Genomic DNA, 20,258 nt, shown 5'->3' on the forward strand with positions numbered 1-20,258 from the left:
GCCCAGCCGACCCATAAAAAAACCCGCCATCACCGATGGCGGGTTTTTTCGTCGTGCGTTCACGCGGCTCGACGCCGCGTAAATAGATTAGTGGCCGAGCGCTTCGCGGATGTCCTGAAGCTGCTGCAGCTTGGTCTGCGCCACAGTGCGTTCGGCGTCGTCGCGCGCGTCGGCGACGTCTTCCTCGGCATTGCGGATCTCGAGTGCGAAAGTCTCGGGATCGAGGCTTTCGGTCGGGATGGCCTGTTCGGCGAGGATGGTCAGACCGGCCCCGTTCACGTCGGCAAAGCCGCCGCGGACGAAGAACTTCTGAACACCGCCGCCGACTTGCGTGACGATAACGCAGCCCGGCTTGAGGGTCGCCATGAAGGGCGCATGGTCCTTGAGGACCGTGAAATCGCCTTCAGCACCCGGGACCACAACCGAGAGGACCTGCTCTGAAAGCAGGAGCCGCTCGGGTGAGACGAGTTCGAACGAGAACGGATCTGCCATGTTGGGCTCTTTCTCTCGTCAGACGATCAGGCTGCGGCCGCGAGCTTCTTGGCCTTGGCAATTGCGTCTTCGATCGTGCCGACCATGTAGAAGGCCTGCTCGGGGAGGTGATCGTAGGTGCCTTCGCAGAGACCCTTGAAGCCCTTGATCGTGTCTTCGATCTTGACCTGGACGCCCGGCGAACCCGTGAAGGCCTCGGCAACGTCGAAGGGCTGCGACAGGAAGCGCTCGATCTTGCGGGCGCGGGCAACGGTGAGCTTGTCCTCTTCGGAAAGCTCGTCCATGCCCAGGATCGCGATGATGTCCTGGAGCGACTTGTAGCGCTGCAGGATCTGCTGAACCTGGCGAGCGACCGAGTAGTGCTCTTCACCGACGATGGCCGGCGACAGCATGCGCGAGGTCGAGTCGAGCGGATCCACGGCCGGGTAGATGCCCTTTTCCGAGATGGCGCGCGACAGAACGGTCGTGGCGTCAAGGTGGGCGAACGAGGCGGCCGGCGCCGGGTCGGTCAGATCGTCGGCGGGCACGTAAATGGCCTGCACGGACGTGATCGAGCCCTTATGCGTCGTGGTGATGCGCTCCTGCAGCTGACCCATGTCGGTCGCCAGCGTCGGCTGATAGCCCACGGCCGACGGGATACGACCGAGCAGAGCCGACACTTCCGAGCCTGCCTGGGTGAAGCGGAAGATGTTGTCCACGAAGAACAGAACGTCCTGGCCCTGGTCGCGGAAATGCTCGGCGACGGTCAGGCCGGTCAGCGCGACGCGGGCGCGGGCGCCCGGCGGCTCGTTCATCTGGCCGAACACGAGGGCGCACTTCGACTTGACCGACGCGTCCGGGTTCTTCGGATCGGCGTTCACCTTGGAGTCGATGAACTCGTGGTAAAGGTCGTTGCCCTCGCGGGTACGCTCGCCAACGCCGGCGAACACGGAGTAACCGCCGTGCACCTTTGCGACGTTGTTGATCAGTTCCTGGATCAGAACGGTCTTGCCGACGCCGGAGCCGCCGAACAGGCCGACCTTACCGCCCTTGGAATAGGGAGCGAGCAGGTCGACGACCTTGATGCCGGTCACGAGGATCTCGGCCGAGGTGGACTGCTCGGAATAGGTCGGAGCGGGAGCGTGGATCGGACGGAGGCCTTCAGCCTCGACCGGGCCGGCTTCGTCGATCGGCTCGCCGATGACGTTCATGATGCGGCCGAGGGTGCCGACGCCGACCGGAACCTGGATCGGACCGCCGAGATCCTTGACCTTCTGGCCGCGGACGAGGCCTTCCGACACGTCCATGGCGATGCAGCGCACGGTGGACTCGCCGAGATGCTGGGCGACCTCCAGAACGAGGCGGTTGCCATTATTGTCGGTCTCGAGCGCGTTCAGGATCGCCGGCAGATGGCCTTCGAACTGCACGTCGACGACGGCGCCGATGACCTGGGTGACCCGGCCGGAGCCGGCCTGCTGATTGGTGTTCGCCATGGTGTTCAACTTTCCAAAAATCCGGTCAGAGCGCCTCGGCGCCCGAAATGATCTCGATCAGTTCCTTGGTGATCATCGCCTGGCGCGTCCGGTTGTACCGGAGCGTGTACTTCTTGATCATCTCGCCTGCATTGCGCGTGGCGCTGTCCATCGCAGACATCTTGGCACCCATTTCGGAGGCCACGTTCTCGAGGAGAGCACCCAGGACCTGCACCGACACATTGCGCGGCAGCAGGTCTTCAAGGATCGCCGCTTCGTTCGGCTCATATTCGTAGTTCGCAGCGACCGTGTCGGCGTCGGTCACGGGGACCTGGGCCGGAATGATCTGCTGCGCCGTCGGGATCTGCTGGATCACCGAACGGAACTTCGAATAGAAGAGCGTTGCGACGTCAAACTGACCGTCAGCATAGAGCTGGAGCAGCTTGCGGCCGATCGCGTCCGCATTGGTGAAGCCGATCTGCTTCACCGTGCGCAATTCGATCAGCTCGATGATTTCCGACGCGAACTGGCGACGAAGGATGTCGTAGCCCTTCTTGCCGACGCACAGGATCTTCACCGTCTTGCCTTCACGCTGCAGACGCAGCGTGTGCTCGCGCGCCAGACGCGCGATCGACGAATTGAAGGCGCCGCACAGGCCGCGTTCAGCCGTGCAGACCACCAGAAGATGCGTCTGGTCGGAGCCGGTACCAGCGAGCAGCTTCGGGCCGTCGTCGGTGTTGACGCCAGCCGCCACATTGGCGAGCACGGCGTTCATGCGCTCCGCATAGGGGCGCGCGGCTTCAGCAGCAGCCTGGGCGCGACGCAGCTTCGCCGCGGCGACCATCTGCATCGCCTTGGTGATCTTCTGTGTCGCCTTCACCGAGGTGATGCGATTTCTAAGTTCCTTGAGGCTCGGCATGAGCGTCCCTGTCGAGCGGAATGAAAGCCGGGCCGCTCAGGCGACCCAGCTTTGCAGACCTAGGTTCAGGCGAAATTCTTGGCGAAACCGTCCAGAACGGACTTCAGCTTCGTGCGGAACTCGTCATTCAACTCGCGCTTGTCGCGGATGCCGTCGAGCAGCGCCTTGTTGTCCGTCCGCAGCACGGCCAGCAGGCCAGCCTCGAACGCACCGACCTTGTTGACGGGGATGGCATCGAGATAGCCATTCACGCCGGCATAGATCACGGCAACCTGCTCTTCGACCTTCAGCGGCGAGAACTGCTGCTGCTTCAGGAGCTCGGTCAGGCGCGCGCCGCGGTTCAGCAGCTTCTGCGTCGTGGCATCGAGATCGGAACCGAACTGCGCGAAGGCAGCCATTTCACGATACTGCGACAGCTCGCCCTTGATCGGGCCGGCAACCTGCTTCATCGCCTTGATCTGGGCGGCGGAGCCGACGCGCGACACCGAGAGGCCGACGTTCACGGCCGGGCGGATGCCCTGGTAGAACAGGTCGGTCTCAAGGAAGATCTGGCCATCGGTGATCGAGATCACGTTGGTCGGGATGTAGGCCGACACGTCGTTGGCCTGCGTCTCGATGACCGGCAGAGCCGTCAGCGAGCCATTGCCGTTGTCGTCGTTCAGCTTGGCCGCACGCTCGAGCAGGCGGGAATGCAGGTAGAAAACGTCGCCCGGGTAAGCTTCGCGGCCCGGCGGGCGGCGCAGCAGCAGCGACATCTGGCGGTAAGCCACGGCCTGCTTCGACAGATCGTCATAAACGATCAGGGCGTGCATGCCGTTGTCGCGGAAGAACTCGCCCATGGCGCAACCGGCCATCGGGGCCAGGTACTGCATCGGAGCCGGGTCGGAAGCGGTCGCGGCGATGATGATCGAATATTCGAGCGCACCGCGCTCCTCGAGCACCTTCACGAACTGCGCGACGGTCGAACGCTTCTGGCCGATAGCGACGTAGACGCAATAGAGCTTCTTGCTCTCGTCGCCGCCGTCATTGATCGACTTCTGGTTCAGGATGGCGTCGAGCGCCACGGCCGTCTTGCCGGTCTGACGATCGCCAATGATCAGCTCGCGCTGGCCACGGCCGATCGGGATCATGGCGTCGATAGCCTTGAGGCCGGTCTGCATCGGCTCATGCACGGACTTGCGCGGGATGATGCCCGGCGCCTTGACGTCGACGCGGCGACGTTCCGTGAACTCGATCGGGCCCTTGCCGTCGATCGGATTGCCGAGCGCGTCGACGACGCGGCCGAGCAGACCCTTGCCGACCGGCACGTCCACGATGGCGTTGGTGCGCTTGACCGTGTCGCCTTCGGCGATGTCACGGTCGGAGCCGAAGATCACGATACCGACATTGTCGGTTTCGAGGTTCAGGGCCATGCCGCGGGTTCCACCGGGGAACTCGACCATCTCGCCGGCCTGGACATTGTCCAGACCGTAGACGCGGGCAATACCGTCACCGACCGACAGAACCTGTCCGACTTCGGAAACCTGAGCCTCGGAGCCGAAATTCTTGATCTGCTCCTTGAGGATTGCGGAGATTTCAGCGGCGCGGATGTCCATCAGCCGACCTCTTTCATAGCGATCTTGAGTGAATTGAGTTTGGTGCGAAGCGACGTATCGATCATGCGGCTAGCGACCTTGACGACGAGGCCGCCGATCAGTGCCGGATCGACATTCGTAGAAAGCGTGACGTCCTTGCCGATCTGCGCCTTGAGCGCTTCCTTCAGCGCCACGGTCTGCTGATCGGAAAGCGGCTCGGCGCTGGTGACCTCGGCGGTGACTTCGCCGCGATGCTTGGCCAAAAGCTGGCGGAAGCCAGCGATCATGCCCGGAACGGCGAACAGACGGCGATTGCTCGCCGCGACCTTGACGAAATTGCCGACCAGCCCACCGATCTCAGCCTTCGCCAGCACGGCCGAAACAGCGCGAAGCTGATCGTCGGCGGCGAATACCGGGCTCTGGACGAGGCGGACGAGATCGTCGCTCTCGCTCAAGAGACCCGTGAAACGGGTCAGATCGGAATTGACGGCATCCAGCGCGCCGCTCTCCAGGGCCAGATCAAACAGTGCCGTCGCGTAACGTCCGGCGACCCCTGATACGAGAGTTTTGTCTTCTGCCACCTGATCCTCGCTCTGTGACGCGCCCCCACTTCCGGGTTGGTCCGGATGCTGCACGCAACGCCTTGAACGTATTGAAGATTTTTTCAACGAGAACACGCCGCCAAAAACGACATTCCCCGAAGCCGCGCGTTCGTTAGCACAGCGTCCGGCGACTCGCAACACGGCCCGCGCTTTGAATCGTCCAGAAGGACCCGCTGACGTGCGCGTCACCCGTCAAAGGAAGCTCTGCGGATCGATGTCGACCTGCACTCGCAGGCTGCCGCGGACTGCCGGCGCCTCGGCCAGCCAAGTGCGCAGAAACGCCTGCAAATCGACCGAACGGGGCGCCTGGACCAGCAGGCGAAAGCGGTGGCGGCCACGCAAAACCGCCAGCGGCGCTTCGGAAGGTCCGAGAACCATCACCGGCCCGCTTTCCGGCGCCGTCCGGCGCAGCGCCATCGCATAACCATAGGACGTCGCGCGGTCAGCGGCGGAGATGATGATGCCGGCGAGCCGGCCGAACGGCGGCAGCACGGCGATTCGTCGCGATTCAATCTCGCGGGCATAGAAGGCCTCGCGATCCCCCGAGGCGATCGCCGCGATGACGGGATGCTCCGGCGCATAGGTTTGCAACAGCGCGCGGCTGTCGCCGCCGGCGCGACCGGCGCGGCCGGTCACCTGCGCCAGCAACTGAAACGTCCGTTCGGCGGCGCGCGGGTCACCATGGGCCAGCCCCAGATCGGCATCGACGACGCCGACCAGCGCCAGCAGCGGGAAATTGTGCCCCTTGGCGACGAGCTGCGTGCCGATGATGATGTCGGCGGCGCCGTTGCGGATGGCGTCGAACTCCTCGCGCATTTTCTTCACGCCGCCGAGCAGATCGCTCGACAGCACGATTCTTCGCGCATCCGGGAACCGTGTGGCCACCTCTTCCGCCACCCGCTCGACGCCCGGCCCGCAGGCGACGAGGCTGTCCTCGGCGTCGCAGACCGGACACTGGTCCGGCCGGCGCTCGTTATGGCCGCAATGATGGCAGACGAGTTGGCCGCGAAAACGGTGGTCGACCAGCCATGTCGAGCAATTCGGGCACTGGAAGCGATGGCCGCAGCTGCGGCAGAGCGTCAGCGGGGCATAGCCGCGCCGGTTCAGGAACAGCAGCGCCTGGCCCTTGTTGGCGATCGTCTCCTCTATCGCCTTGACCAGCGACGGCGCCAGGAACTGACCGCGCTCCGGCGTGTCGATGCGGAGATCGACCGGCGTGATCTCCGGCAGCTTGGCCGCCGCATAGCGCGCCGTCAGCAGGATGCGCCGATAGCGGCCCTGATCGGCATTGACCCGGCTTTCGATCGAGGGCGTCGCCGAGGCGAGCACCACCGGGAAGCCGCCGATATGGCCGCGCACCACCGCCATGTCGCGGGCGTTGTAGATAACGCCCTCTTCCTGCTTGTAGGCCGTGTCGTGCTCTTCATCGACGACGACGAGGCCGAGCTTCTGGAACGGCAGGAACAGCGCCGAGCGCGCGCCGACCACGGCCTGCACCGCCCCGGTGGCGACGCCGCGCCAAACCCGTTCGCGCATACGCGGTGGCATTTCAGAGTGCCATTCGGCCGGACGATGGCCGAAGCGGCGAGCGAATCGGTCGAGGAAATCGACGGTCAGCGCAATTTCCGGCAGCAGCACCAGCGCCTGCTTGCCCATGCGCAGCGTTTCGGCCAGTGCCTCGAAATAAACCTCCGTCTTGCCGGAGCCGGTGACGCCGTCGATCAGGGTTACGGAGAAAGTTTCCTCGTCGACGCTGGCGCGCAGAAGTTTTGCCGCGTCGTCCTGGCCGGGATCGAAGGTCGGGCGGGCAAAATCGGGCTCTGGCGGCAGGGTCAGAGGCGGCGGCGGCAGCGGGACCGCCTCCAGCGCACCCTGCTCCAACAGGCCGTTGACGACGCTGGACGAAACGGCGGCGAAGGCGGCGACCGCGCTTTTCGGCATCGGCTCGCCACCGGCCAAGGCATCGAGCACGCGCTGGCGCGAAGGCGTGACGCGGTCCGGCGTCTTGCCGGTGACGCGCAGCGCCGCCACGGCGCGCTCGGGTTCCAGCGCGTCGGGTGCGCGAAGCACCATGCGCAGCACCATGCCGCGCTGGCTCAGCGTGTAATTCGCCACCCAGTCGACGAAGCGGCGCAAGCTCGGATCGATCGGCGGCGAATCATAGTGATGCAGCACGGCACGCAGCCGATTGTGACCGACGGAGGGATCGACGGGATCGTCCCAGACGGCGCCGATCATCTCGCGGGGCCCGAGCGGCACGCGCACGATATCGCCCGGCGCCAGCTCCATGCCGGCCGGAACCTTGTAGGTGTAGGGTCCGTCGACGGCGAGGGGCAGCAGGACCGAAACGGTTCGACCCAGATGCGCCGGCGTCCCCAGATCCAGAGTCAGGTCCAGTGGCAAGTCCAATGGGGGGTCCAAAAACGGGATCCAAACCGGGATCCGGGTGGCAAAGCCTTGTGTCGGACCCTATACGAATCTAGGGACCGGCGAAGCGGCCGACGATGCCGCCATCGACGGCCAAAGAAAAGCCTTCTCTCCGCGAGACCGACGATCATGATCCTCGAACACGCTTTGCTTATCGTGAAGCCCGGCCAATTCGTCGCTTTCGAGACGGCGATGGCACAGGCTGCTCCGCTCATCGCCGCCAGCCCCGGCTTCCGCGGGCTCGAAGTGCGGCCCTCGATCGAAAAGCCCGGCACCTATCTGTTGCTGGTGCGCTGGGAGCAGCTGACCGACCACGACCCCGACTTCCGCGCCTCGGACCGCTACCAACGCTGGAAGGCGCTGCTGCATGATTTTTATGAGCCGTTTCCGATCGTGACGCATTTTTCCGAGCCGCTGCTGCTGTAGGGGGGATTGCACGGCTGCAGAAGCAAGCAAGGCCCTCACCCAACCCTCTCCCCGTCGGGGCGAGGGCTTTTTGGCCAGCGCTCGACGCCCGGCGTGAGCGCCCCCTCGCCCGCTTGCGGGAGAGGGCTGGGGTGAGGGTCTTGCTCCCTTAACCCGACATCAACCAAGATATCGTCGAATGGCGCCATGTCCGCGCCCCTCGTCATTGCCGCCCGCGACACGCTCGAACAGATCGACGCGTGGGGCGAACATTTGCGCGGCGAGCGGCGGCTATCGCCCAAAACGCTCGAAGCGTATTCGCGCGATCTCGAACAATTCCTGTCGTTCCTGACCGGCCATATCGGCAATCCGCCTACCATCGCCGATTTCGCAGCGATCCGGACGGCGGACCTGCGCGGCTTCATGGCGACGCGGCGCTCGTCCGGCGCCGGAGCGCGAACTTTGGCGCGCGGTCTGGCAGGTATCCGCTCGTTCATCGGCTACCTGGAGCGCGAGGGCCATGCCAACGGCGCCGCCTTCCGCGCCATGCGCTCGCCGCGCCAGCCAAAGACCCTGCCCCGCCCGCTCACCGCCCCGTTGGCCCGACGCGTCGTAGAGATGGACGAACAACTCGACGAAGAGCCCTGGGTGGCGGCGCGAAATGCCGCCGTGCTGGCGCTCTGCTATGGCTCGGGACTGCGCATTTCCGAAGCGCTCGGTATTCGCCGCGTCGACGCACCGCTCGATCCCTCGGCGACCCTGCGCGTTACCGGCAAGGGCGGCAAGATCCGCCTGGTGCCGGTGCTGCCGGTCGTGGCCGAGGCGGTGGGAGAGTATCTGCGCCTGTCGCCGTCGCAATCGAAGCCGGACGGGCCGCTGTTTCTCGGCGTGCGCGGCGGACCGCTCAAGGCACGCATCATCCAGTTGGCGATGGCCAAGCTGCGCGGCGCGCTGGGGCTTTCGGACAGCGCCACGCCGCATGCGCTGCGCCATTCGTTTGCGACGCATCTGCTGGCCAATGGCGGCGATTTGCGCGCCATCCAGGAGCTGCTCGGCCACGCCAGCCTGTCGACGACGCAGGTCTATACCGCCGTCGACACGGAGCGCCTTCTCGCCGTCTTCGAGATGGCGCATCCCCGCGGCAGCAACCGACCGGGCTGAGGCCCGCGATAAAGCCAGCCCCTCACCCCACCCTCTCCCGCAAGCGGGCGAGGGCTTTTCGGCAGGCAATCTTCATCGACTGTGAGTCTGAACAAGCTCAATCGGCCCCCTCTCCCGCGCGCGGGAGAGGGCTGGGGTGAGGGTCGTTTACACCGCCACCAGTTCGAACACCGCCTGATCGATGGTGAAGGAACCATCCGGTTCGATGGCAAAGTGCTCGCGCACGCCTTCCGACATCGCCGCCTGCAAGGCGCGGATCGCCTCGACCATCACGGCTGGCGTCCGCATCCGCCCGACCCAGGCGTCAAAATCGAGCGGCAGGCGGCGGCGCGTCACGCCGACCACGGCAAATCCGGCCTCGGCCGCGATCGCAACCCATTCGGCGCTGGAATAATCCCGCACGTGAGATGGGTCGCGCAGCATCTCGAAGGTCTGCAGGAAGGTGTCGGACACAGGCACTTCCGGCGCGATGATGTCGGAGATCACCGCCGTGCCGCCGGTCTTGATGACACGGCGCGCCTCGCGAACACCCTGGCGAACATTCTGCCAGTGATGGGCCGAGTAGCGCGACAGCACGACATCGAATTCGCCATCGGCAAAGGGCAGCTTTTCCGCCGCGCCCTGCTTCGTGGACAAATTGGCAAAGCCTCGCTTCGCCGCCTCGGCCGCGACGGCCTCCAGCATGCCGGCCGACAAATCATAGGCCACGACAGACGCCACAACCGGCGCCACGCCATAGCTGACATGACCACCACCGCAGCCGAGGTCGATGGCGCGGGCATTCGGGGTGCGCGCCGCGATCTCGATCATCTGCTGGAGATCCGCGCCCTGGGCGTGGACGGTGCTGGCGACATAGGCCGAGGCCTGCGAGCCGAATTGCTGCACGACCAAAGCCTCGTGGCTTTGGCGCTGGGCAGCGCTGTTTGTCGATTGGGTCATGGCTGTTTTCCGCGCGGTCGATCTTGTTGGTGGTGATCATCGACCGTCCCGGAAGGAATTGCCAGTCACCGTAAACCCGTACCAGATCCTACTTTATCCTGGTATAAGGGATGCCATGATCCCGGAAACCGACATCGTCCGCCGCCGCGAGCTTGGCGAATTCATCCGCGCCCATCGCGAGCGGCTGCAACCGGCCATGTTCGGGCTAGATCCCGGCACGCGGCGTCGTACGCCGGGCCTGCGCCGGGAAGAGCTGGCACAGCTCGCGGGCGTCAGTGCGACCTGGCTGAGCTGGATCGAGCAAGGGCGCGAGATATCGGTCTCGGCGACGGCGATTGCGCGGTTGGCGCGGGTGATGCGGTTGACGCCGGCCGAGCGGGCCTATCTGTTCGATCTCGGCGGAAAACGAGATCCGCAGGCGGGCGAGGACATGGGCGTCGACGTCCTGCCGCCGGAGCTGGCTGCGACGCTGGCGAAAATGCCGGACCCGGCCTATGTGCTGGATCGCTCCTGGAACGCGCTGGCCTGGAACGAGGCGGCGGCGCATCTCTTCGTCGGCTGGCTGGATGGCGAAGCGTCGGGCGCAAGGAATCTGCTGCGCTACATGTTCACGTCACCGGCGGCGCGAGAGATGATCCAGGACTGGGAAAGCCGGGCGCGGCGGGTTGCGGCGGAATTCCGCGCCGATTACAGCCGCCATCTGGAGGCGCCGGAAATGCGGGCGCTGGTCGAGGAATTGATCCGACTCAGCCCGTTCTTCGCGCAAGCCTGGGAGGCGCATGCCGTGGTCGACCGCGAAGGCGGCCTGCGCACCTTCACCCATCCGCAGGATGGCTTCTTGCGCTACGAGCAGATCACCTTCCTGCTCGCGCGCCATCCCGACATCAAGCTGGTGATGCTGGCGCCTTCAGGCGCGGGGTAGCCACCGTCTACTCCCGGTGCTCGCCGGCATCTCCAACGCGCGCCGTCATCCCCGCGAAGGCGGGGACCCATGCAGCCGTGCTGCCGGAAGGTTTGCTCGGCAAGTTTCCAGCTGAATGGATCCTCGCTTTCGCGAGGATGACGCCGGAGACGGATCGGCCTCAGGCAACCATCCGGTGAGGCCGTAAACCCTCACCCGCCGGCCTTTGGCCGTCGACCTCTCCCTCAGGGAGAGGTGAAAGTCAGCACCATGCTCCAACTGCGCCGTCTCTCTGAACGGCGCAAGCCGAGAGAAATCAGGCGGCGACGACGCCGTAGCGGGTCGCGGCGTCGATGGTGAGGCCGGTGCCGACCGAGCCGAACGTGTCGCCGTCGACGACGCGCGCATCCGGCACGGTGCCGAGGATGGCGGCATGGACATGCGCCAGCCGGGTCGAACCACCGGTCAGGAACACGGCGTCGATGGCGTTTGGGCCGAGGCCGGCGTCGCGCAGGCAATCGCCGATCCGGGCGGCAATCTTGTCGGCGAGGCCGCGCGTCTTGTCGACCAGCACCGTGCGGTCGACATTCATGGCAAGGCCGCTCTCGATCCAGTCCAGCAGCACCTGCACCTGCGGCTCGTCCGACAGCGCGATCTTCGCCGCCTCGATGTCGATGGCGAGGCGGTGGCCGCCATGCTCCTCGACGACATGGATCAGCCGCTCGATCAGTTCGGGATGCTGCGCCTCGCGCCGGACCTCATGCAGCTGCCGCATGACGCCGCTCTCATAGAGCCGGTTGATCGCCGACCAGGTGGCGAGATCGTGATAGTAGCCGCCCGGAACCGGCAGGCCGGCGCGCTTCATGCCGGTGCCGAAGCCGAGCAGCGGCATCGCCGTGCCGATCGAAAGGTAGTGGTCGAAATCCGTACCGCCGATGCGGATACCGTCATTGGCCAGGATGTCGTCGATGCGATCGGCCTTGTGGCGACGCTCCGGTCCGAGGCGGACGATGGAAAAGTCCGACGTGCCGCCGCCGATATCGGCGATCAGCGCCACTTCCTCATGGTTGACCTGGCGCTCGTAGTCGAGGGCCGCCGCGATCGGCTCGTACTGGAAGGAGATGTGCTTGAAGCCGACTTCCTGCGCGATCGCCTCCAGCGCTTCCTCGGCCTTGCGGTCGCCATCGGGATCGCTATCGACGAAATGCACCGGCCGTCCATGCACGACGGCGTCGATCTCGACGCCGGAGGTCGCCTCGGCCTGCTTCTTGATGATGTCGACATATTGCGAGATCACGTCGCGAAACGAGACGCGGCCACGGCCGATGGCGGTCGATTCATTGATCAGCGAGCTGCCGAGCACGGACTTCAGGCTGCGCATCAGGCGGCCATTATTGCCATCGACATAGGAGCGGATGGCGGCGCGGCCAACGGCCGGCGGCGCTCCGTTCGGCGTGTAGAAAATCGCGCTGGGGATGGTGACGCTAGACCCTTCAAGCGCGATCAGCGCCGGACCGTCCGCCGTGGTTATCCCGAGCGTCGTGTTGGACGTGCCAAAGTCGAGGCCGCAGGCTACCATGATAGAGAACTCCGTGAAGGGCCGGTCTGGTTAAGGGGTCGAAGCGCCCGGATCAAGGCCTGCGGCGGAAATATCGCCGCATTGCAGCATGGATCTTTCACGATGAAACCAATCTTGATTTGGTCTCACCCCCATCCTGTCGGATTGACGCAGCGTCTGGGGAGGCGCCGATTCGCGGCGTCGGGATAGGGAGAAGACGATGCGGGCTGTCACCATCGACGAGGCGTTGAACGCCGCCGGTACAGGGGCGTTCCAGCGCCGGCTGTTCCTGATATTCGGCCTCGTATGGACCGCCGACGCGATGCAGGTGCTGTCGATCGGCTTTACCGCGCCGTCGATCGCCAAGACCTTCGGCCTCACCCTGCCCGTGGCGCTGCAGACCGGCACGATCTTCTTCGTCGGCATGCTGATCGGCGCGGCCCTGTTCGGCCGCCTCGCCGACCGCATCGGCCGCCGCAACCTGCTGATCATCACCGTCCTGCTCGATGCGCTGTTCGGCCTCGCCTCGGCCTTCGCCTCCGATTTTACCATGCTTCTGGTATTCCGCTTCATCACCGGCCTTGCCGTCGGCGGCACGCTGCCGGTCGACTATGCGATGATGGCCGAGTTCCTGCCCGCCAACCGGCGCGGCCGCTGGCTCGTCGGCCTCGAAGGTTTTTGGGCCGTCGGCACGGTCATCGTGGCGCTCGCCGCCTGGTATGCCGCCGCTACCGGCATGGTCGATGGCTGGCGCTTCATCTTCATCATCACGGCGCTGCCGGCGCTGATCGGCCTGGCGTTGCGTTTCTGGGTGCCGGAATCGCCGTTCTACCTATTGCGAAGCGGCAAGGCGGCGGAAGCGAAAGCCGTTCTCGACCAGATCGCCACCACCAATGGCAAGCCGGTGCTGAACGGCAAGCTCGTCGACACGCAGGAGCCGCGCCTGCCGCTCTCCGCCCTGTTCTCCGGCCCCTATGCCCGCCGCTCCTACCTGATCCTCGCCGCGTGGCTGCTGGTGTCGATCTCCTATTACGGCATCTTCGTCTGGCTGCCGGGCAAGCTGGTCTCGGCCGGCGAGCACTACGGATTCCTGCGCGGCTACGGGTTCCTGGTGCTGCTGGCCCTGGCACAAATCCCCGGCTATGCGCTGGCCGCCTATGGCGTCGAGCGCTGGGGCCGCAAGCCGACGCTGATCGCCTTCCTGCTGCTCTCGGCGGTCGGCTGCTTCCTCTATGCGGTTCTGAGCGATCCGACGGCCGTCGGCGCGGCGATGATGCTGATGAGCTTCGCGCTGCTGGGCACCTGGGGCGCGCTCTACGCCTTCACGCCGGAACTGTACCCGACCTCGCTGCGCGCCAGCGGGATGGGCCTGGCGGGCGCCATGGCGCGGCTGGGCGGCCTTCTGGCCCCGACCCTTGTCGGCGCCGTCGTGACCTACTCCTTCAACGTCGCACTCGGCCTGTTCGCCGCGATCCTGCTGCTCGGCGCCATCGCCACGGCGATGATCGACGTCGAGACGAAGCAGAAGCCGCTGACGTAGCGGGGCAGCCCCTCACCCCACCCCTCTCCCGCAAGCGGGAGAGGGGGTTCGCCGGTGCAGGTTGAAACGCGGAGCCAGCAAGCCAACAGCCGAAAAGCCCTCGCCCGCTTGCGGGAGAGGGTGGGGTGAGGGGCTTGCTTGGTAAAAAAACGAAAAAGCCGGCGCCTGTCCAAGGACGAGCGCCGGCTTTTTGTTGTTCAGGACGTCATCGGGTAAGGCCGTAAACCCTCACCCGCCGGCCTCCGGGCCGTCTACCTCTCCCTCAGGGAGAGGTGAAAAAATCCTACATGTGGATCGGCTTGAACCAGGCGGCGAGCGCCGCTTCCTTGATCGATTCCGACATCGTCGGATGAGCGTGGGTCGAACGGGCCAGATCCTCGGCCGAGCCGGCGAATTCCATCAGCACGACGGCCTCATGGATCATCTCGCCAGCACCCTTGCCGACGATATGCGCGCCGAGCAGCCGATCGGTCGTGGCATCGGCCAGAACCTTGACGAAGCCATCGGTCGCCAGCATGGCGCGGGCGCGGCCATTGGCCGAGAACGGGAACTTGCCGACCTTGTAGGCGATACCAGCAGCCTTCAGCTCTTCCTCGGTGGCGCCAACGGTGGCGACCTCCGGACTGGTGTAGACGACGCTCGGAATCGCGCCGTAGTTCACATGGCCTGCCTGGCCGGCGAGTATCTCGGCAACCGCGACGCCCTCGTCCTCGGCCTTGTGGGCCAGCATCGGGCCGGCGATCACGTCGCCGATGGCATAGATGCCGGCGACATTGGTCTGGTAGTGGACATCGACCTTGACGCGCTTGCGCTCGTCCAGTTCGACGCCGACGCCTTCGAGACCCAAGCCCTCCGTGAACGGACGGCGGCCGATCGAGACCAGCACGACGTCAGCTTCCAGCGTCTCGGCAGCACCGCCTGCCGCCGGCTCGACGGTGACCTTCAGCGTCTTGCCGCTGGTGTCGACGCCGGTGACCTTGGTGCCGAGCTTGAACGCGAAGCCCTGCTTGTCCAGCAGGCGCTGGAACTGCTTGGCGACATCGCCGTCCATGCCGGGCAGGATGCGGTCGAGATATTCGACGACGGTCACTTCCGCGCCGAGACGACGCCAGACCGAGCCGAGCTCGAGGCCGATAACGCCAGCTCCGACGACCAGCAGCTTGCCGGGAACCTTGGTGAGTTCCAGCGCGCCGGTCGAGGTGACGATGCGCTGCTCGTCAACCGTTACGCCGGGCAGCGGTGCGGAGTCGGAGCCCGTTGCGATGACGATCGCCTTGGTCTCGAGCGTCTCGGACGTGCCGTCTTCCTTGGTCACGACGACCTTGCCGGGAGCGGCGATCGAGCCGGTGCCGATATGGCCGTCGATCTTGTTCTTCTTGAACAGATAGGCGACGCCGTCGACATTCGACTTCACCGTCGCGTCCTTGTGGGCGAGCATGACGGGCAGGTCGAGCTTCGGCTTGGCGACCTTGATGCCGAGCGCGTCGAGATGGCCGACCTCGTCGAACATCTCGGAAGCGTGCAGCAGCGCCTTGGACGGGATGCAGCCGATGTTGAGGCAGGTGCCGCCATAGGTCGCGCGCTTCTCGACGACGGCGACCTTCAGGCCGAGCTGGGCTGCCTTGATGGCGCAGACATAGCCACCCGGACCGGAACCGATGACGATGAGATCGTAGGACATGGGGTCTCCCGGACGATTTTTGGCGTTAGCCAGCGGCGCGTTTTTCCGCGCAGAAACGAAAATGGCCGGAGTCGTCACGGCGGCGCGAAAGGCGCCTATCCGTTGCTCCGGCCGGCTGAATGTCGAAGCGCGCCCGAAAGGGGCGCGCCGTCTTCACGGGCCTTCGCCGCCACCACCAGAAGAAGGCCCGGAACGCGGGAGCGCGCCGGGACTGCCTGGGGTCGGGGGACGAAAGCCATGTCGGTTCCGTCCTGGCGATCAGAGATCGAGAACGAGACGCTGCGGATCCTCGAGGTTCTCCTTGACGCGCACCAGGAACGTCACGGCTTCCTTGCCGTCGACGACGCGGTGATCGTAGGAGAGCGCCAGATACATCATCGGACGGATCTCGATCTTGCCGGCAACGACCATCGGCCGCTCCTGGATCTTGTGCATGCCGAGAATGCCCGACTGCGGCGCGTTCAGGATCGGCGTCGACATCAGCGAACCGTAGATGCCGCCATTGGTGATCGTGAAGGTGCCGCCCTGCATCTCTTCGATCTTGAGCTGGCCGTCGCGAGCCCGCTTGCCGAGACCGGCGATCGTCTTCTCGATGCCGGCGAGCGACAGCTGGTCGGCGTCGCGCAGGACCGGAACGACGAGGCCCTTCTCGGTGCCGACGGCGATGCCGATGTTGTAGTAGTTCTTGTAGATCAGGTCGGTGCCGTCGATCTCGGCGTTAACCGCCGGGATTTCCTTCAGCGCCTGGATCACGGCCTTGGTGAAGAAGCTCATGAAGCCGAGCTTCACGCCGTGCTTCTTCTCGAACAGGTCCTTGTACTGGGTACGCAGAGCCATCACGGCGCCCATGTCGACCTCGTTGAAGGTCGTCAGCATGGCGGCGGTGTTCTGCGCATCCTTCAGGCGGCGCGAGATGGTCTGGCGCAGCTTGGTCATGCGGACGCGTTCTTCACGCGATGCGTCGTCGGCCGAAACCGGCGCACGGAGGGCGACGGGAGCGGCAGGCACCGGAGCGGTAGCACCGCCGGCGATCGCGCCGAGCAGGTCGCCCTTGGTGACGCGGCCATCCTTGCCGGAACCGGCGACGGCCGAGGTATCGACGCCGCTTTCGGCGGCCAGCTTGGCAACGGCCGGGCCGTTGGAGCCGGCAGCAGCGGTTTTGGCGGGGGCCGGGGCGGATGCGGCGGAGGCAGCCGGGGCGGCCTTCGGCGCTTCCGTCTTGGCGGGAGCAGCAGCGGCGCCGGCGCCGGCGGCGATCGTGCCGAGCAGCGCGCCAACGCCGACCGTGTCGCCATCCTTGGCGGCGATCGCTTCAATCACGCCGGCGACGGGCGAGGGAACCTCGATCGTGACCTTGTCGGTCTCGAGCTCGACAACCGGCTCGTCGATCGCGACCGTCTCGCCGACTTTCTTGAACCACCGTCCAATCGTCGCCTCGGTCACGGACTCGCCGAGGGTCGGGACACGAATTTCGGTTGCCATGGCTTGGGTCTCTTACCGTTCGAACTTTGTGGACATTGGATGAAGCGAAGTTTCGCTGGATGATAGGTAGTTTTGGGCGGCACAGGGAAGCGCCGCCCGAATTTTGATCAGGAAAGCGCGTCGTCGAGGAAGGCGTTCAGCTGAGCCAGATGCTTGGACATCAGGCCTGTCGCCGTCGCTGCCGATGCCGGACGACCGACATAGCGGGCGCGGTTCGACTTGCCGGCGACCTGACCGAGCACCCATTCCAGATAGGGCTCGACGTGAGCCCAGGAACCCTGGTTCTTCGGCTCTTCCTGGCACCAGACGATCTCGGCGTTCTTGAAGCGGCCGAGCTCCTGGACCAGAGCCTTGAGCGGGAACGGATACAGCTGCTCGACACGCAACAGATACACATCGTTGATGCCGCGCTTCTCGCGCTCCTCGTAGAGGTCGTAATAGACCTTGCCCGAGGTGAGCACGACGCGACGGATGCGCTCGTCGGGAACGAGCTTGATCGGCTCGTCCTTCAGGAATTCCGCATCGTCCCACAGCAGGCGGTGGAACGATGAATCCGGACCCAGCTGGTCGAGCGTCGACACGGCGCGCTTGTGGCGCAGCAGCGACTTCGGCGTCATCAGGATCAGCGGCTTGCGGATGTCGCGCTTCAGCTGCCGGCGCAGGATGTGGTAATAGTTAGCCGGCGTCGTGACGTTGGCGACCTGCATGTTGTCTTCCGCGCACATCTGCAGGAAGCGCTCGAGACGGGCGGAGGAATGCTCCGGACCCTGGCCCTCATAGCCATGCGGCAGCAGGCAGACGAGGCCCGACATGCGCAGCCACTTGCGCTCACCCGACGAGATGAACTGGTCGAACACCACCTGGGCGCCGTTGGCGAAATCGCCGAACTGGGCTTCCCAGAGCGTCAGCGCGTTCGGCTCCGACAGCGAATAGCCGTACTCGAAACCGAGCACCGCTTCTTCCGAGAGCATCGAGTTGATGACCTCGTAGCGGGCCTGGCCCTCGCGGAGATTGTTGAGCGGGATGAAGCGCTCCTCGTTCTCCTGGTCGTAGAGCACGGAATGGCGCTGCGAGAACGTGCCGCGCTCGACATCCTGACCCGACAGGCGGATCGGGTTGCCGTCATTGGCGAGCGTCGCGAAGGCAAGCGCCTCGGCGGTGGCCCAATCAATGCCGACGCCCGTCTCGATCGCCTTCTTGCGATTGTCGAGGAAGCGCTGGACGGTGCGGTGGACGTGGAAGTCCGCCGGCACGTCGGTCAGCTTGGCGCCGAGCGCCTTCAGCGTGTCGATCTCGACGCCGGTCTTGCCGCGACGCGGCTCGTCATCGGCGGCAGCAGCCTTGAGGCCGGCCCACGCGCCGTCGAGCCAATCGGCCTTGTTCGGCTTGTAGGACTGGCCCGCCTCGAACTCGACCTCAAGCCGCGAACGCCAGGCAGCCTTGGCTGCCTCGACTTCCTCGGACGTGACCAGGCCCTCGGCGATCAGCTTCGTCGAATAGATCTCGACGATGGCAGGATGGCTGCGGATGTTCTTGTACATCAACGGCTGGGTGAAGCCCGGCTCGTCGCCTTCGTTGTGACCGAAGCGGCGATAGCAGAACATGTCGATGACGACAGGCTTGTGGAACTTCTGGCGGAACTCGATCGCGATCTTGGCAGCGAAGACCACCGCTTCCGGATCATCGCCGTTCACGTGGAAGATCGGCGCCTCGATCATCTTGGCGACGTCGGACGGATACGGCGAAGAGCGCGAGAAGCGCGGATTCGTCGTGAAGCCGATCTGGTTGTTGACGATGAAGTGGATGGAGCCGCCGGTGCGGTGTCCCTTCAGGCCCGACAGACCAAAGCACTCCGCCACGACGCCCTGGCCGGCAAAGGCCGCATCGCCGTGCAGCAACAGCGGCAGCGTGCCGGTGCGGACGTAATCCTTGTGGATGTCCTGCTTGGCGCGGGCCTTGCCGAGCACGACGGGATCGACGATCTCGAGATGCGACGGGTTGGCGGTCAGCGACAGGTGGACCTTGTTGCCGTCGAACTCGCGGTCCGAGGAAGCACCCAGATGGTACTTCACGTCGCCCGAGCCTTCGACGTCGTCGGGGGCGTAGGAGCCGCCCTTGAACTCGTGGAACAGCGCGCGGTGCGGCTTGGCCATCACCTGCGTCAGCACGTTCAAACGGCCGCGATGCGACATGCCGACGACGATCTCGTGCACGCCGAGCGTACCGCCGCGCTTGATGATCTGCTCGAGCGCCGGGATCAGCCCCTCGGCGCCGTCAAGGCCGAAGCGCTTGGTGCCGGTGAACTTGACGTCGAGGAACTTCTCGAAGCCCTCGGCCTCGATCAGCTTGTTGAGGATCGCCTTCTTGCCTTCCGGCGTGAAAGCGATGGTCTTGTCCGGGCCTTCGATGCGCTCCTGGATCCAGGCCTTCTCGACCGGATCGGAGATGTGCATGAACTCGACGCCGAGCGTCGAGCAATAGGTGCGCTTCAGGATCTCCAGCATCTCGGGGATGGTGGCGAATTCGAGCCCGAGAACGTTGTCGATGAAGATCTTGCGGCTGTAGTCGGCCTCGGTGAAGCCATAGGAGGAGGGATGAAGCTCCTCATGGTCGCCGGCGGTCGCGATGTGCAGCGGGTCGAGGTCGGCATGCAGATGGCCGCGCATGCGATAGGCGCGGATCATCATGATGGCGCGGACCGAATCACGCGCCGCCTGCTGGATCGCAGCCTCGGACAGCACGGGAGCCGCCTGGCCATTCGGCGCAACCGCCGGAGCCTGGGCCGCCTTCGCCTTCAGCTTGTCCGTGACCGTCTTCTCGATCTGTCCCCAATTGCCGTCCATGGCCGAGACAAGCTCGCCATTGGCGTGGAGAGGCCAGTCGGCGCGCTTCCAGGGCGCACCGCGAGCCTCGGCCACGACGGCCTTCGGGTCATCCTTGAGCGCTGAAAAGAACGTCTGCCACTCCGGATCGACCGAAGCGGAATCGTTCTGATAGCGGGCGTACAAATCCTCGATATAGGCGGCGTTGCCACCATACAGGAAGGATGAGGTCGCAAAGGCCGCGTTGGCTTGCTCGCGTGACATGTGCTGGTCGAGGAGCGCCGCCCCTCTCTCCTCTAACGCG

Annotated in this window: 15 protein-coding genes; 4 read left to right on the forward strand and 11 right to left on the reverse strand. The window is 65.2% G+C overall.

The window, feature by feature from the left end; translation table 11 throughout:
• Nucleotides 1-87 precede the first annotated feature (87 nt).
• From OSH12_RS22475 to OSH12_RS22500, 6 genes are all read right to left on the reverse strand, one after another.
• Nucleotides 88-492 carry a F0F1 ATP synthase subunit epsilon gene (locus tag OSH12_RS22475; protein WP_266345869.1) on the reverse strand — a complete coding sequence of 135 codons (405 nt, stop codon included), beginning with the start codon at nucleotides 490-492 and terminating at the stop codon, nucleotides 88-90.
• A 26-nt stretch (nucleotides 493-518) separates the two neighbouring features.
• Nucleotides 519-1,964 (reverse strand): F0F1 ATP synthase subunit beta, encoded by a 1,446-nt coding sequence (gene atpD / locus OSH12_RS22480; protein WP_266345870.1) that lies wholly within the window; start codon nucleotides 1,962-1,964, stop codon nucleotides 519-521.
• Between the two features lie 25 nt (nucleotides 1,965-1,989).
• The gene (locus OSH12_RS22485; RefSeq protein ID WP_266345871.1) at nucleotides 1,990-2,862 is read right to left on the reverse strand and encodes a F0F1 ATP synthase subunit gamma; all 873 of its coding nucleotides are present in this window, start codon (nucleotides 2,860-2,862) and stop codon (nucleotides 1,990-1,992) included.
• A 65-nt stretch (nucleotides 2,863-2,927) separates the two neighbouring features.
• Nucleotides 2,928-4,457, reverse strand: a complete 1,530-nt coding sequence (gene atpA / locus OSH12_RS22490; protein WP_266345872.1) for a F0F1 ATP synthase subunit alpha — start codon at nucleotides 4,455-4,457, stop codon at nucleotides 2,928-2,930.
• The gene (locus OSH12_RS22495; protein WP_266345873.1) at nucleotides 4,457-5,017 is read right to left on the reverse strand and encodes a F0F1 ATP synthase subunit delta; all 561 of its coding nucleotides are present in this window, start codon (nucleotides 5,015-5,017) and stop codon (nucleotides 4,457-4,459) included. Before OSH12_RS22495 ends, atpA begins: the two co-directional genes overlap by 1 nt.
• A gap of 213 nt (nucleotides 5,018-5,230) precedes the next feature.
• Nucleotides 5,231-7,441: a primosomal protein N' gene (locus OSH12_RS22500; RefSeq protein ID WP_380224700.1), complete on the reverse strand. Its 2,211-nt coding sequence runs from the start codon at nucleotides 7,439-7,441 to the stop codon at nucleotides 5,231-5,233.
• A 153-nt stretch (nucleotides 7,442-7,594) separates the two neighbouring features.
• On the opposite strand from OSH12_RS22500, the gene OSH12_RS22505 reads away from it, so the two are divergent.
• Both OSH12_RS22505 and OSH12_RS22510 read left to right on the forward strand, forming a co-directional pair.
• Nucleotides 7,595-7,891, forward strand: a complete 297-nt coding sequence (locus tag OSH12_RS22505) for an antibiotic biosynthesis monooxygenase family protein (protein ID WP_266345874.1) — start codon at nucleotides 7,595-7,597, stop codon at nucleotides 7,889-7,891.
• A gap of 186 nt (nucleotides 7,892-8,077) precedes the next feature.
• Nucleotides 8,078-9,031, forward strand: a complete 954-nt coding sequence (locus OSH12_RS22510; protein ID WP_266345875.1) for a tyrosine recombinase XerC — start codon at nucleotides 8,078-8,080, stop codon at nucleotides 9,029-9,031.
• A gap of 147 nt (nucleotides 9,032-9,178) precedes the next feature.
• Here OSH12_RS22510 and OSH12_RS22515 read toward each other — a convergent pair whose 3' ends face one another.
• On the reverse strand, nucleotides 9,179-9,970 hold the full coding sequence (locus OSH12_RS22515) for a class I SAM-dependent methyltransferase (RefSeq protein ID WP_266345876.1): 792 nt from the start codon (nucleotides 9,968-9,970) through the stop codon (nucleotides 9,179-9,181).
• Between the two features lie 115 nt (nucleotides 9,971-10,085).
• Between OSH12_RS22515 and OSH12_RS22520 the strand changes: the two genes are divergently transcribed.
• Entirely contained in the window at nucleotides 10,086-10,892 is an 807-nt protein-coding gene (locus OSH12_RS22520) for a helix-turn-helix transcriptional regulator (RefSeq protein ID WP_266345877.1), read from the forward strand.
• A gap of 295 nt (nucleotides 10,893-11,187) precedes the next feature.
• Here the strand turns inward: OSH12_RS22520 and OSH12_RS22525 are convergent, their stop codons facing one another.
• A complete protein-coding gene (locus tag OSH12_RS22525; RefSeq protein ID WP_266345878.1) occupies nucleotides 11,188-12,450 on the reverse strand; it encodes an Hsp70 family protein in 1,263 nt (420 codons plus the stop codon).
• Nucleotides 12,451-12,649: 199 nt separating this feature from the next.
• Between OSH12_RS22525 and OSH12_RS22530 the strand changes: the two genes are divergently transcribed.
• On the forward strand, nucleotides 12,650-13,969 hold the full coding sequence (locus OSH12_RS22530) for an MFS transporter (protein ID WP_266345879.1): 1,320 nt from the start codon (nucleotides 12,650-12,652) through the stop codon (nucleotides 13,967-13,969).
• Nucleotides 13,970-14,252: 283 nt separating this feature from the next.
• Here the strand turns inward: OSH12_RS22530 and lpdA are convergent, their stop codons facing one another.
• The 3 genes from lpdA to OSH12_RS22545 all read right to left on the reverse strand — a co-directional run bounded on the left by lpdA (nucleotide 14,253) and on the right by OSH12_RS22545 (nucleotide 20,218).
• Nucleotides 14,253-15,650 (reverse strand): dihydrolipoyl dehydrogenase, encoded by a 1,398-nt coding sequence (gene lpdA, locus OSH12_RS22535; RefSeq protein WP_266345880.1) that lies wholly within the window; start codon nucleotides 15,648-15,650, stop codon nucleotides 14,253-14,255.
• Nucleotides 15,651-15,908: 258 nt separating this feature from the next.
• Nucleotides 15,909-17,132, reverse strand: a complete 1,224-nt coding sequence (odhB, locus tag OSH12_RS22540) for a 2-oxoglutarate dehydrogenase complex dihydrolipoyllysine-residue succinyltransferase (RefSeq protein ID WP_266345881.1) — start codon at nucleotides 17,130-17,132, stop codon at nucleotides 15,909-15,911.
• A 107-nt stretch (nucleotides 17,133-17,239) separates the two neighbouring features.
• Nucleotides 17,240-20,218 (reverse strand): 2-oxoglutarate dehydrogenase E1 component, encoded by a 2,979-nt coding sequence (locus OSH12_RS22545; protein ID WP_266345882.1) that lies wholly within the window; start codon nucleotides 20,216-20,218, stop codon nucleotides 17,240-17,242.
• Nucleotides 20,219-20,258 lie beyond the last annotated feature (40 nt).

It is taken from the genome of Kaistia terrae, from assembly GCF_026344005.1.
In the GTDB taxonomy this organism is placed as follows: domain Bacteria; phylum Pseudomonadota; class Alphaproteobacteria; order Rhizobiales; family Kaistiaceae; genus Kaistia; species Kaistia terrae.

Excerpts from the sequence above, each read along its gene's own strand:
- OSH12_RS22475 (WP_266345869.1), bottom strand. The coding sequence starts at position 492 with ATGGCAGATCCGTTCTCGTTCGAACTCGTCTCACCCGAGCGGCTCCTG.
- atpD (WP_266345870.1), bottom strand. The coding sequence starts at position 1,964 with ATGGCGAACACCAATCAGCAGGCCGGCTCCGGCCGGGTCACCCAGGTC.
- OSH12_RS22485 (WP_266345871.1), bottom strand. The coding sequence starts at position 2,862 with ATGCCGAGCCTCAAGGAACTTAGAAATCGCATCACCTCGGTGAAGGCG.
- atpA (WP_266345872.1), bottom strand. The coding sequence starts at position 4,457 with ATGGACATCCGCGCCGCTGAAATCTCCGCAATCCTCAAGGAGCAGATC.
- OSH12_RS22505 (WP_266345874.1), top strand. The coding sequence starts at position 7,595 with ATGATCCTCGAACACGCTTTGCTTATCGTGAAGCCCGGCCAATTCGTC.
- OSH12_RS22510 (WP_266345875.1), top strand. The coding sequence starts at position 8,078 with ATGTCCGCGCCCCTCGTCATTGCCGCCCGCGACACGCTCGAACAGATC.
- OSH12_RS22515 (WP_266345876.1), bottom strand. The coding sequence starts at position 9,970 with ATGACCCAATCGACAAACAGCGCTGCCCAGCGCCAAAGCCACGAGGCT.
- OSH12_RS22520 (WP_266345877.1), top strand. The coding sequence starts at position 10,086 with ATGATCCCGGAAACCGACATCGTCCGCCGCCGCGAGCTTGGCGAATTC.
- OSH12_RS22525 (WP_266345878.1), bottom strand. The coding sequence starts at position 12,450 with ATGGTAGCCTGCGGCCTCGACTTTGGCACGTCCAACACGACGCTCGGG.
- OSH12_RS22530 (WP_266345879.1), top strand. The coding sequence starts at position 12,650 with ATGCGGGCTGTCACCATCGACGAGGCGTTGAACGCCGCCGGTACAGGG.
- lpdA (WP_266345880.1), bottom strand. The coding sequence starts at position 15,650 with ATGTCCTACGATCTCATCGTCATCGGTTCCGGTCCGGGTGGCTATGTC.
- odhB (WP_266345881.1), bottom strand. The coding sequence starts at position 17,132 with ATGGCAACCGAAATTCGTGTCCCGACCCTCGGCGAGTCCGTGACCGAG.
- OSH12_RS22545 (WP_266345882.1), bottom strand. The coding sequence starts at position 20,218 with ATGTCACGCGAGCAAGCCAACGCGGCCTTTGCGACCTCATCCTTCCTG.